This window comes from Psychromonas sp. SR45-3 (genome assembly GCF_014163575.1).
Taxonomy (GTDB): Bacteria; Pseudomonadota; Gammaproteobacteria; order Enterobacterales; family Psychromonadaceae; genus Psychromonas; species Psychromonas arctica.
Genome location: NZ_JACJDP010000051.1, coordinates 14,896 through 27,071, shown reverse-complemented (window position 1 = coordinate 27,071; position 12,176 = coordinate 14,896). Strand labels below are relative to the sequence as shown.

Sequence of the window (12,176 nt, the reverse complement as noted above, 5' to 3'; positions counted from 1 at the left end):
GCAGGATCTATATAGGGGTGAAAATGCTTATGCTTGCTTATTTCAGTAAGCATTAAATGTTCCGCCATTTAAGCTTATATAAAATGTATAACGTTATATAAGATCCTGTAAAGAAATAGCAAAGGTCTTTGTGACCTTATTACATCTGTAAATCATGTCTGCGCTTGTACTTTATCCATATTTTGTATGATCATCTGTGAGTAGAGGGTTGGCAATTAAATAGAGCAGACAGAGACAGATAGATAATCAGTGAGCTAGCCAATACCTATGGCGGCAGTTTTTACCTTTATAGTTTAAGACAGCAACGAAGATCTTAGTGTGGTCTACATCGACTTCACTTCATAACAGAAATAAGAAAGCCCGCTAAATCTAATAGCGGGCTTTCTGTGTCTAAACATCTACATGTTAACAGCTAAATATGAAGCTATTTATTAACTAGATATAGGTTTAATTATAACCCTTCCAAGGAATCAATTTAGCTTCTAAGTAACGCATCAAGAGGTCAAAACAATAAGCAATAATACCAATCACAATGATCCCGGCAATCACCACATCAGTCACTAAAAACTCAGAGGCATTAAGTACCATAAAACCAATACCACGTTCTGCAGCAACCATTTCAGCGGCGACTAACGTTGTCCAACCAAAGCCTATTGCAATACGCATGCCTGTCATAATATCTGGCATTGCACCTCGAGCAATAACCTGTGTAATCACTTGCCAAGGTGTTGCCCCCATTGAGTAAGCCACTTGAATTTGCTCAATACGTACTGACGTCACACCAGCACGAGCACTTAATACAATCGGCGATAACATCGCGAGAAAAATCAACGTTACTTTACTTGATTCATCAATGCCTAACCAAATGATAATCAACGGTAGGTAAGCTAATGGAGGAAGTGGGCGGTAGAATTCAATTAAAGGATCAAAAATACCACGGAAAACACGGTTACAGCCAATGGTAATCCCCAATGGAATACCGATTAAACAGGCAAGTATAAAGGCACCAAAAATACGCACCAAACTTGCATTCAAATGTTCAACAAGTGTTGCCCCTGCAAAACCATCAACGGTAATATCAATTAAACGCTGCACCACATCGACAGGTGAAGGCAAAAAGATAGGTTTAATAAACCCACCTTCCGTTGCAATAGCCCATAAAGCAATAAAGAAAATAGTTGAACAAACACCAATTAAACGGCTATCTCCGGCACCAGGTGTGCCAAAATACTCGCCGCTTTGCACGGCACTTGGTGCAGTCATTTTTTTAATTTTAAGTTGTATTTTGTCTAAAAATGAAACGGAAGCTGCTGCACTGTCACGTTCTTCTTTAGTGTCTACCATTTGCGGCTCTTGAGCTATTTTGCTGTTTACTATTTTTTTCTTGGATTCACCTATCGAGCTGGAATCCATTTCTTTAGTCATACTGGTCATAATCGTTCCTTAGGCTACGGCCAATTCATCGCCATGAATAATGGCTAATACTTTTTCACGCATCGCTATAAATTCGGGGCTAGATTTAACTTGTCTTGCATCTCTGCAATCTAAGAATTGTTGATTAAAATTCAACTCGAATTGATGTGTGATACGGCCAGGGCGAGGAGACATCACTACTAATCGTGTTGCTAACAACAAGGCTTCATCAACACTATGAGTGATGAAAAACATCATCTTGTTGGTTTTACGCCACACGTCTAACAGCAACTCTTGTAATGATTCACGTGTTAATGCATCAAGAGCCCCCAGAGGCTCATCCAATAACAACATTTTGGGGTCATTAGTTAATGCGCGAGCAATCCCGACACGTTGCTGCATACCACCTGAAAGTTGATAAACCTTATGCTGATGGAAGTCTTCTAAACCGACCAGTTTTAGGTACTCTGCGGCACGTTCGCGTCGTACTTTTTTATCTACTCCCTGCAGTTTTAAGCCAAATTCAGTATTTTCAATCACATTTAACCAAGGTAATAATGCGTGTTTTTGAAACACTACTCCACGGTCGGCATCTGGCCCAGTGACTTCATCACCAATATCTTTGCCACATAACACTCTTGGATAACCTTTTACTTTACTGTTACCTAAGGTTAGATACCCTTTACTTGGAGAAATAAATCCAGCAATGAGGTTTAGCAACGTTGTTTTACCACAACCTGATGCTCCTAAAGCAACCACTAAGTCACCTTGCTCCATAGTCAGATTTACATCTGATAAAGCAGTCACAGACTCACCGCCCTCTGAGCCGGGATAGACTACTGAGACTTCACAAACTTTCAATGTGTTCATTACAACGCTCCTAAATAAATAATTTTAACGTAATTGATGAGTTATAGTTTTGATGCTGCAATTGCGTATTCAGGGTTAACAAAGACACTATAATCAGGCATTAAATCGTTAATTTTATTTTCTTTTTTCAAGAATTCTGAAGTAGATTTTAGGGATTTAGCAGCACCACCATCGGCACCACAGCCCAACCAACTACATGATAATTGTTGTGTGAAAGTAGGGAATTCATAAAGTGCTAATACATTTGCAACTTGGTTAACATCACCGCCAGATATTTTTGCGATAGATTTGGCGATCGGATGTGATGCATCAAAAGTCTCTTTGCTGCTACGGTATTGTTGGTCAAGGTCACCGGCTATCTTCAGAATTTTAGCCATAAATTCTGCATTTTCTTTACCGAATTCTTTATCAACCACTAAACCATCAAAGGTAGGTTTGCCCCATGAACTTAGGGTTTTCGACGTGATCAGTACATGCCCATCTTTTTTAATCTTGCCTAACACCGGATCCCAGACAAACGCGCCATCAATATCACCACGTTGCCATGCTGCATTAATCGTATTAGGTTGCATATTAGTGAGTTTTACGTCTTTATCAGATAGTCCAAATTGCTCTAAAGCAAACAGTGCATGAAAGTGTGTTGTTGATACAAACGGGACAGCAATACGCTTACCTTTTAAATCAGAGGGTGCAGTAATACCACTATCGTTACGCACCACTAATGCTTCTGCATCCGCTATGTTTTCTAAAATCCAAACTAATTCAATGTTGATACCACGACTTACTGCGGCAGCAATTGGGCTAGAGCCTGCAGAAGCAATATCAATTGAACCAGAAGCCATTGCGGTGATCACTTTTGCACCCGAGTCAAAACGTCTCCATTTCACGTTATAACCCGTTTCTTTCTCAATTAACTTCTCGTTAATCGCATGTTTCCAAGGGTTATTCATGCCCATATAACCAATCGTGACGTCTTTTGCACTCACTGTTGATGCAAAAAATAGCGCGGCCATAGCTGTCATTAACTTTATTGATTTACACTTTCTCATCTTAAAATTCCTTATTTAACTGATGCTGTTGATGTGACGTTGGTTTCGTTATTTAAACTACGCGGTGCAAAAAATAAGATACAGAGCCAGTTTTTGAAATTCGTGGTCCACGATTATTCACTTGATTATCTGGTTCTGTTTTTACGCTCTTTTTCAGCTCTCATACTCACGCGCTTTTTCAGCACCTTTTGAATAGCCTCTTTACAAAAAAATTGGCTCAAAAATTGCGTTTATACATAGAAAGCAAACAGATAAATTGCTAAACGCATACAAACCTATAAACAAAATTCGCTCCAACTTTTAAGCAGGTGCCATATGGTTGATTTTTTAATGAATATTGAGCTGCATCAAAACAGCACTTATCAACAACAGATCCGTGAAAAATTAGTCGAGCTAATCGAGCAAGACGCCTTTGGTGACAAGGCATTACCCTCTGGCAGAAAAATGGCGCAGTTATTAAAAGTATCTAGAAATACAGTAGTACTGGTGTATGAAAGTTTAGTGGATGAAGGGTTCCTGATTGCACGTAAACGCAGTGGATTCTTCGTGCACCCTGACTTACTTATGGTGCAGCGACTCCCCAATACGGTGCAACAAACTACAATCTCAGACTCAAAAAATCGTAATCAACCCAATTGGTCCAAACGTTTACAAAAACAACCTAGTCAGTTATCAACTCTTAATAAAGATGAAAACTGGCTGAAATACCCTTACCCTTTTATTTATGGTCATATCGACGTTAATGAATTTCCACTTTATCAATGGCGCGAATGTTCACGAATTGCAGAGAGTAAAGGTAAGTTACATGAGTGGGTTGAAGGCTATATCGATATGGATGACCCACAGCTAGTGTCGCAGATCCGCCAACAAATTTTATCAAAACGAGGGATCAGCGCAAAAACCGATGAAATATTGATCACCTTAGGTACTCAAAATTCTCTGTTTTTATTAACCAGTTTATTAGCCGATCAGTCCGTCACTTTTGGTGTAGAAAACCCAGGGTATGCAAATTTACGACATGTTATTTCATTATGTGACAGCCCAGTTAAAGCCTTGGATGTTGATGATCAAGGTTTACAAGTCGGCGAGCAACTTAGCCATTGTGACTATGTCTGCGTAACACCAAGCCATCAATATCCCACCACTGTCACCATGACCATTGAGCGTCGTAAAGCCTTGTTGGAACAAGCTTCTAAAGATGATTTTATTGTGATTGAAGATGATTATGAAAGTGAAGTTAACTTTATAGAAAAACCTTTACCGGCTTTAAAAAGTTTCGATCAAGATGGTCGCGTTATATATACTGGTAGTTTATCTAAGTCACTGAGTCCGGGTATACGCATTGGTTATATGGTGGCGGATAGTTCATTAATTACTGAGTTACGCAAGTTACGTACTTTGCATTACCGTCACCCACCATCAAACAACCAACGTATTACCGCGTTATTTATCAGCCAAGGTTATTATGACAGCCATGTGCGACGTATGCGCCGTACCTATGAACAAAAGTGGTTACAGATGCAACAAGGTATTGAACAGCATTTATTAAATTGTGAAATATACTCCACACCCGGTAGCTTCTGCTTCTGGATAGCGCTTCCCACCAGCATAACTAGCCACAAATTACGCGAAGCAGCTGCACTACAAGGTATTTTAATTGAATCAGGCGATACTTTATTTATGCAGCAAGACGCTCCAAAAAACTATATAAGGCTCGGGTTTTCCGCCATCAATATTGACAAAATATCACAAGGGTTAGCAATACTTGGTGGCCTGATCGCACAATTAGAACGTAAAGCACTTAACCATAAAACCGCTGATATCTGTTGTAGCTGATAGTTGGTAAAATTGTTGAAAGCAAATGCTTAAAACAAAGACAAAGCTTAAATCGCACATAATCAGTGATATAAAAGCTTAAGCTAGCCTCAATAATTGTAAAAAGCGCCCTCTTATACGCGACTCATCGCGCCAACCAACCGCCATCAACGGCAATTGTATAGCCATGAATATAGTTTGCGGCCTCGGAAGCTAAAAAGACACAGGGTCCAGCAACATCTTCAGGTGTTCCCCAACGCTCAGCAGGAATACGCTCAAGGATCGCAGCATTACGTGCTTTATCAGCTCTCAATGCCGTCGTATTATTAGTTGCCATATACCCAGGCGCGATGGCATTAACATTAATTGAAAATTTGGCCCACTCATTAGCCATCGCTTTGGTGATCCCCATTAATGCACTCTTTGATGCAGTATAAGAGGGAACACGTATCCCTCCCTGGAAAGAAAGCATCGAAGCAATATTAATGATCTTTCCTCCTTGCTTCTGCGCAATAAACTGTTTGGCAACGGCTTGAGACATAAAAAATGCAGTCTTAGTATTAACATTCATTACGTCATCCCAGTTTTCTTCTGAGAAATCGAGCGCATCTTCACGACGAATAATGCCAGCATTATTCACCAAGATATCAATTTTATTAAAGCGTTGTAGTGTTTCTTTAATGATATTTTCAATACCATCTTGTTTAATTAGATCAGCACGCAGGTCAAGAAATTCGTAACCAGCTGCTTCCATTTTTTCCATAGTCTGCACTGGAGCCGAGCGATTCACGCCAACGACTTTACAACCCGCTTGTGCCAACCCTAATGCAATAGCCTGCCCTAACCCAGTATTACAACCAGTCACAATCGCCACTTTATTTTGTAAACTAAATGATTCCAAAATCATAATATCTTCCTTAATTACTTTCACCTGAACAAAGAAATAACGCTAAACAGCCACACTTCAATATACACAAAAAAAAAACAATCAACAAATATTATTGAAACGTCGTTTTATAATTAACATTAAATAATAAGTAACTTGCTTTCTAATAGAAAACATTACTGTTTTTAAATTTTTAAAAAGGACTTTTAAAAATACTGCACTACACTATCCCACACTATATAATGCATACAAATAGTGCTTAATAAGGATAAAAAATGGATAAACCAACTCAGCCTGAATCAGTCTCATCGGTATTAAAGGTATTTAGTATTTTAAAAGCCCTAGGTGAACAAAAAAATATCGGTGTATCCGAGCTATCACAACGCTTAATGATGTCTAAAGCAACCACCTACCGATTTTTGCAAACCATGAAAACACTCGGTTATGTAGCGCAAGAAGAGGAAGCGGATCGATACGCTTTAACGCTAAAACTGTTTGAATTAGGTGCGAAGTCGCTAGAGTATGTAGATTTAATTGGCTTAGCAGATAAAGAGATGCGATTCATTTCAGAACAAACGAATGAAGCATTACACTTAGGCGCATTAGATGATGATTCTATTATTTATATTCATAAAATTGATTCTAATTACAGCTTAAGAATGCAATCAAGAATCGGGCGCCGTAACCCTCTGTATAGTACCGCTATTGGTAAAGTATTATTGGCTGAACGTGAACAGGCATTCATTCGAGATACCTTATCTCGCGTTACATTTATTAAACACACTGAAAAGACATTAGAGAATACGGAGCAACTCATTGCAGAGTTAAGCTTGGTTAAAGAACAGCACTATGCACAAGATAACCAGGAGCAAGAACCGGGATTAAGATGCATTGCCGCACCAATATATGACAGGTTTGGTACAGTAATCGCAGGCATTTCAATTTCACTACCTACGATACGTTTTGATGAAAGTCGCCTTAGTTATTATGTTGGCCTATTGCATCAAGCAGGTAAAAATGTGTCATCTCAATTAGGCTTTCAAGATTACCCAAGTCTATGAAAAAATCCTTAAAAGCCGTCTTAATTTCAGCCTTCATCTATCCGGGAGTAGGACATTTTTTATTTAAGCAGTATGTAACTGGCACCATTATTATGGTGGGTTTTACTGTACCGTTATGGTTACTGATAACAGAAATGTTTACTAAAACAGAGCAAGTAATAATAAACATTCAACGGGGAGATATCCCCTTAACTATCGACGCGATCAGCGACGCTATTTTAATGAGCTCCGGTGCAAGCATGCAAACTCTTAATATGTACTCTTATGCGCTGCTTACTTTTTGGATTATCGGTATAGTGGATATATATAGAGTTTCTTCAAAGAGGTAGGCCATTAAGACGCTTAGCTACTTCTTAACCAATAAAATATCACAAGGTAACTTAGTTAATAGCGCGGTTGTCGTACTACCGATCCAGAGTTGCTCTAGTTTATTTCTGGTTACCATTCCCATCACCAAAATATTACTATTATTTTTGGCGATATATGCACTTAATGCGACCTCAGGAACACCTTCCAATAAAATGCATTTACCAGAAGAAACGCGATATTTCTTAGCAAAATCTGCTAACCCATCTCGGTGCATAGCTAATATTTTATGCTTGTATTTCACTAATACTGAGGTCACATAATAGCAATGTGCAACAACCCAGCCTGCTTTTAATAGGCGCGACCAACTCTCAGTTAATGCAATAATATTTTCGTCAATAGTACCTGACCTAGCATGCTCATGTAATGGATCAACAGCAGCCACCAATTTAATAGGGTCACTCCAAGCTTTATGGTTGAGCAATAATACAGGGCAATCGATATCTGTTAATTTTTGAAAGATTGAATGCCGTTTCTCAACCACATTATCTTCAATCACAACGAGGCTATTGGCATTGTTTTTAATGTCAGTACTAAGAACTTTAAGATAATCGGCAGATTGATTAATCACTATCTCTACATTAATGGCATTCATATCAAAAAATTTAATTAACTGTGCTTTTTTAAACTCTATTTTTGCCATCAGTTCATCGAGTAAAGTGTCTTTTTCAGTGAATAGATGCCAATAACCACGTCCCTTTAATTGCGTACTTGCATCAATGATTATTTTCAGTGTTTTTTGATGCGGCGGAATAAGATGAACCAGCTTATCTAATGAAGTCGTTTGGTAATAAAAGCGACTATCAATAAACCAAATAAATTGTTCTGTAATCATATATAAATTCACATTAATAGAGAGTTGATCGAGTATATACCTGTTATCAATCAAGATGCAAAAATCAACAAGCTGTGAGATAAATAGATTCTAAATAAAGATGACTTGAGTATTACAATGGCACATTAACAGAATACAAAACTACACAATAAAGGTTAAAGCAATATCGCCAAAGCCCCAAGTCAATGTGCCTAAAATAAGTAAAATACCTTCACTGATCCCCGCATTAAATTTAATAGAATGCATCGACTCTTTGATCAAAACGAGATACTTTTCCTCTATATCATCTAGCTCTTCTTGCACATAGTCAGGAGTTGCTTTTAATAATCTTAATTTACGTTTTTTTTGCAATATCTCGAGGCGTTTTCGTATCGATAGTCGGCTTATTAATACCCTTTCTTCGATAATGCCAGAAAAACCAGAAATAATACCTAGTACCACGACGACACTTCCTGAACGCGAAAACCATTCTGTATCAAGTAACTGGATCAAGGAAAAGTAATAGCCTAACCCCAATATGAGTACAGTTAAAACAAATAAAACAACGTGATGACGTCTCGAAATGGGCAATGTAGTCAACAAACCTAGAGCCACCGTTTTTTCTTAAATAAAATAACTAAACTCAATGAAATAAAGCTCATAAAACCGAGTAAATAATAGTAGCCGTGGGTTATTTTTAACTCTGGAATATAGTCAAAATTCATACCATATAATCCCGCTAAAAAGCCTAATGGAATAAAAATAGCGGTGATCACGGTTAATACTCGCATGGTGGCATTTAGCTGGTGAGAAGTAACCGATAAATAACCATTGATCAGATCACTACAAATATCATAATGCATTTGCGACAAACTCAATAATCGCTCGATACGCTCGTGTACATCGGTTACCGTATGTAGTTCAGCTTGATTGATGATAGGCGTTTCATCTGTCACTAATATTTTCAGCTCACTGCCGATATTACTATGATAATTAAACGTCCGTTTAAGCTTAGTCAAACGAGATCGGTACAGGGTAATTTCCTGCATCATTTTATCATCACCTCCCATCTGAAACTTATCTTCCAAAGACTCTAGTTTTTCTTCAAATTCAAATAGTTTTTGAAGGTAGATACCACAGCTATAATGAAAAATTCTGAGCGCTAAAGTGATCGGGCTTTTTGATAGGTACTTTTCCCCTTCAATACTAAATAGTTTATCAATAGAGATAGATTTTTTAGCATGTGAAGTGATCACAATGTTGGTGCCCACAAACATGCCAATTTGTAAGTGTTCAAAAACTAAATCATCACCAGGATGAAAAATACCGCGATAAAGCATAAATATATAATTATCAAATAATTCAATTTTTGGTGGATGGCGATCACGTTGTACGTCTTTAATGGCTAGAGAATGGCATCCTAACTGCTTCATGAATAAGCGCTCTTTCTCTTGATCATGTGAGTCAAAATCAATCCATAAAGAATCATTTGGATTCTGCTTCCAAATATCGACTAAGGATTCATCTCCATAAATGAATGATTTATCTTCTTTTAACAACATGCACCTGATCATAAGTATTCTCTTTTTATGATTTAAACGATTTTTAATCTTGTTTGTAGCTCTCTTTATATAGTGAGCTAGGTTGCGCTTCGTGTCATCTTTTTATTGTTTATCAATAATAAATTCCTTTGTTTAGGTAAAGGTTATAAACTTTATTTCAACTTTATAAACTTATGCGGTGGAATATGTCCTTAGAAATTATCACCTGGGTTGCCATTGCATTATGCATCTCACAATCAGCTATTTTTTCAGGGTTGAATATTGCCTTATTTTCATTAAGCCGATTACAGCTCGAAGTTGAATCGACTAAAGGCAATAAAGAAGCCCAAAAAGTATTAAGGCTACGTAATGACTCGAACTTTTTATTAACCACGATCCTGTGGGGCAATGTAGGAATCAATGTGTTATTAACCTTATTATCTGATTCAGCCCTAGCCGGGATCAGTGCTTTTCTATTTTCAACTATCGCTATCACCATCATTGGCGAGATCACACCACAGGCTTATTTCTCAAGAAATGCACTGAAAATGGGTGCTTTATTAGCACCGGTGATCAAATTTTATCAGCTTTTATTTTATCCCGTAGCTAAACCTACGGCATTGATTTTAGACGCTTGGTTGGGTAAAGAAGGTATCACCTATTTGGCGGAGAGTGAGTTAAGTAGCATTATTCGTAAACATATTGAAGCAGAAGAAACTGACATTAACCATGTAGAAGGTATCGGCGCGTTAAACTTTTTTAAATTAGATAAAATTTCAGTTATCGAAGAAGGTGAAGTGATCGATCCTGACTCTATTATTGCCTTGCCTACCAAGTTAGATTTACCGATTATTCCTGAGATTACATCCGCACCGAATAATGAATTTTTAAGATTAATGAATAAATCAGGTCATCGCTGGATAGTATTAACTAACCCACAGGGAGATCCTTTGGTGGTAGTCGATTCAGATAGTTTCTTACGTGATGTGTTTTTTGAAACAGAAAATTTTGACCCGTATAAACATTGCCATCGCCCAACCATCATTAACGATGAGTCAACCATGTTAAACGATGCCATTATTAAAATGAAAATGAGCGAGTCCGTGGATAAATCTTTTGATGGCGCGATCGAACGAGACGTGTTGCTTATTTGGGGTGAAAACAAGCGCATTATTACTGGCGCAGATATATTTGGTTTGTTGTTAAAAGGCATACAACCGCCCGAGTTACACATTAAAACACCGACTTCAATCAACAGTTAAATCAAGAATAAGGGCAAGTTAGCAATAGCATCAACTGATAGATAGCTATCAACTTATAGATAACCAGCACTTGTCTACTAAAAAATAGATAAAATATACCGCATAACTATGTCCATATTTAAAGTCGCTTAAAGGAACTTTTATGAACTTAACACAAATCAACGAACTCTTATCGTACAAGCTCCTGACCGTCGCCGATCATGCTATTACCCTAGGCAGTATATTACTGATCCCCACCTTATTAATTACAGGGATAATATTCACTCGCTGGATAGCAAAATTGATCACCAAACGTTTAGTATCAAAGAAAACAGATCCTAATATTATCCATTTGCTACTACGCATGTTCTATGTCATTGCGATGGCGATATTACTAATAACAACACTAGATTTGATTAACGTACCGATCACCGCTTTTGCCTTTTTATCCGGTGCAATTGCCATTGGTTTTGGTTTTGGTGCACAAAACATTATCAATAACTTCATCAGTGGCTGGATATTAATGTGGGAACGCCCAATACGTATTGGTGATTTTTTGGAGGTTGAAGAAGCAAAAGGCGTTGTTGAGGAGATCAATACTCGTTCTACACGAATACGTCGAGTAGATGGCGTGCACTTGCTTATCCCTAATAGTAAATTATTGGAGAATACCGTTATTAACTGGACCTTAATTGACACCTTGGTTAGAACATCCGTTACCGTAGGTGTCGCTTATGGGTCACCAGCAAGAAAAGTGGCAGAGCTGATCATGCAAGCCACTAAGGAACAACAGAAAATCGTAATGACACCCGCGCCTGTTGTTACTTTTGAAGACTTCGGAGATAACGCCCTCATGTTTGAAGTTACGTTTTGGTTAGATTCAAGCGCAGAAGGCGGCTTAAGAGTGATGCGCAGCAATATTCGTTTTCGACTAGAAGAGCTGTTTGAAGAACATAATATCGTTGTTGCTTATCCACAAAGAGACCTACATATTGATGGCTCATTAACTCTTAATAGGCAACAAGTATCGACAAAAAAGACATGAAGCACCGATAAATAAAGACCTAACAATTATTCTAAGATCCTTGATCTTTATTATAGTGAACCGATTTAGTGGTCT

The 12,176-nt window shown here is 37.9% G+C and carries 12 protein-coding genes; 5 read left to right on the top strand and 7 right to left on the bottom strand.

All coding sequences use genetic code 11. The features are described from left to right. Positions 1 to 447: 447 nt before the first annotated feature. The 3 genes from H5084_RS17815 to tauA are packed head-to-tail and all read right to left on the bottom strand — an operon-like array spanning position 448 to position 3,332. The gene (locus H5084_RS17815; RefSeq protein ID WP_220486007.1) at positions 448 to 1,434 is read right to left on the bottom strand and encodes an ABC transporter permease subunit; all 987 of its coding nucleotides are present in this window, start codon (positions 1,432 to 1,434) and stop codon (positions 448 to 450) included. 9 nt (positions 1,435 to 1,443) lie between these two features. Further along, entirely contained in the window at positions 1,444 to 2,283 is an 840-nt protein-coding gene (locus tag H5084_RS17810; RefSeq protein ID WP_182691988.1) for a taurine ABC transporter ATP-binding protein, read from the bottom strand. A 41-nt stretch (positions 2,284 to 2,324) separates the two neighbouring features. After that, complete coding sequence (gene tauA, locus H5084_RS17805; RefSeq protein WP_182691986.1) at positions 2,325 to 3,332, bottom strand: taurine ABC transporter substrate-binding protein; 1,008 nt, start codon at positions 3,330 to 3,332, stop codon at positions 2,325 to 2,327. A 315-nt stretch (positions 3,333 to 3,647) separates the two neighbouring features. On the opposite strand from tauA, the gene H5084_RS17800 reads away from it, so the two are divergent. Beyond that, a complete protein-coding gene (locus tag H5084_RS17800) occupies positions 3,648 to 5,168 on the top strand; it encodes a PLP-dependent aminotransferase family protein (protein ID WP_028868212.1) in 1,521 nt (506 codons plus the stop codon). Positions 5,169 to 5,292: 124 nt separating this feature from the next. On the opposite strand, the gene kduD is transcribed toward H5084_RS17800, so the two are convergent. Continuing rightward, entirely contained in the window at positions 5,293 to 6,054 is a 762-nt protein-coding gene (gene kduD / locus H5084_RS17795) for a 2-dehydro-3-deoxy-D-gluconate 5-dehydrogenase KduD (protein ID WP_028868211.1), read from the bottom strand. A 254-nt stretch (positions 6,055 to 6,308) separates the two neighbouring features. Here kduD and kdgR point away from each other — a divergent pair, with 254 nt between their 5' ends. Next, on the top strand, positions 6,309 to 7,094 hold the full coding sequence (gene kdgR / locus H5084_RS17790) for a DNA-binding transcriptional regulator KdgR (RefSeq protein WP_028868210.1): 786 nt from the start codon (positions 6,309 to 6,311) through the stop codon (positions 7,092 to 7,094). After that, a complete protein-coding gene (locus H5084_RS17785) occupies positions 7,091 to 7,423 on the top strand; it encodes a hypothetical protein (protein ID WP_182691984.1) in 333 nt (110 codons plus the stop codon). Before kdgR ends, H5084_RS17785 begins: the two co-directional genes overlap by 4 nt. Before the next feature lie 17 nt (positions 7,424 to 7,440). On the opposite strand, the gene H5084_RS17780 is transcribed toward H5084_RS17785, so the two are convergent. The 3 genes from H5084_RS17780 to H5084_RS17770 form a co-directional block, all read right to left on the bottom strand. Continuing rightward, on the bottom strand, positions 7,441 to 8,295 hold the full coding sequence (locus tag H5084_RS17780; protein WP_182691982.1) for a universal stress protein: 855 nt from the start codon (positions 8,293 to 8,295) through the stop codon (positions 7,441 to 7,443). Positions 8,296 to 8,436: 141 nt separating this feature from the next. Continuing rightward, on the bottom strand, positions 8,437 to 8,787 hold the full coding sequence (locus H5084_RS17775; RefSeq protein WP_182691980.1) for a hypothetical protein: 351 nt from the start codon (positions 8,785 to 8,787) through the stop codon (positions 8,437 to 8,439). Between the two features lie 92 nt (positions 8,788 to 8,879). Then, a complete protein-coding gene (locus H5084_RS17770; protein ID WP_051369069.1) occupies positions 8,880 to 9,836 on the bottom strand; it encodes a magnesium transporter CorA family protein in 957 nt (318 codons plus the stop codon). 185 nt (positions 9,837 to 10,021) lie between these two features. Between H5084_RS17770 and H5084_RS17765 the strand changes: the two genes are divergently transcribed. Both H5084_RS17765 and H5084_RS17760 read left to right on the top strand, forming a co-directional pair. Beyond that, positions 10,022 to 11,077, top strand: a complete 1,056-nt coding sequence (locus H5084_RS17765; RefSeq protein ID WP_028868206.1) for a DUF21 domain-containing protein — start codon at positions 10,022 to 10,024, stop codon at positions 11,075 to 11,077. 142 nt (positions 11,078 to 11,219) lie between these two features. Further along, positions 11,220 to 12,101 (top strand): mechanosensitive ion channel family protein, encoded by an 882-nt coding sequence (locus H5084_RS17760; protein ID WP_028868205.1) that lies wholly within the window; start codon positions 11,220 to 11,222, stop codon positions 12,099 to 12,101. Positions 12,102 to 12,176: the final 75 nt, after the last annotated feature.

What these genes read in the sequence shown, in the direction of transcription:
- H5084_RS17815 (WP_220486007.1), bottom strand. Translation starts at nt 1,434, where the DNA reads ATGACCAGTATGACTAAAGAAATGGATTCCAGCTCGATAGGTGAATCC.
- H5084_RS17810 (WP_182691988.1), bottom strand. Translation starts at nt 2,283, where the DNA reads ATGAACACATTGAAAGTTTGTGAAGTCTCAGTAGTCTATCCCGGCTCA.
- tauA (WP_182691986.1), bottom strand. Translation starts at nt 3,332, where the DNA reads ATGAGAAAGTGTAAATCAATAAAGTTAATGACAGCTATGGCCGCGCTA.
- H5084_RS17800 (WP_028868212.1), top strand. Translation starts at nt 3,648, where the DNA reads ATGGTTGATTTTTTAATGAATATTGAGCTGCATCAAAACAGCACTTAT.
- kduD (WP_028868211.1), bottom strand. Translation starts at nt 6,054, where the DNA reads ATGATTTTGGAATCATTTAGTTTACAAAATAAAGTGGCGATTGTGACT.
- kdgR (WP_028868210.1), top strand. Translation starts at nt 6,309, where the DNA reads ATGGATAAACCAACTCAGCCTGAATCAGTCTCATCGGTATTAAAGGTA.
- H5084_RS17785 (WP_182691984.1), top strand. Translation starts at nt 7,091, where the DNA reads ATGAAAAAATCCTTAAAAGCCGTCTTAATTTCAGCCTTCATCTATCCG.
- H5084_RS17780 (WP_182691982.1), bottom strand. Translation starts at nt 8,295, where the DNA reads ATGATTACAGAACAATTTATTTGGTTTATTGATAGTCGCTTTTATTAC.
- H5084_RS17770 (WP_051369069.1), bottom strand. Translation starts at nt 9,836, where the DNA reads ATGTTGTTAAAAGAAGATAAATCATTCATTTATGGAGATGAATCCTTA.
- H5084_RS17765 (WP_028868206.1), top strand. Translation starts at nt 10,022, where the DNA reads ATGTCCTTAGAAATTATCACCTGGGTTGCCATTGCATTATGCATCTCA.
- H5084_RS17760 (WP_028868205.1), top strand. Translation starts at nt 11,220, where the DNA reads ATGAACTTAACACAAATCAACGAACTCTTATCGTACAAGCTCCTGACC.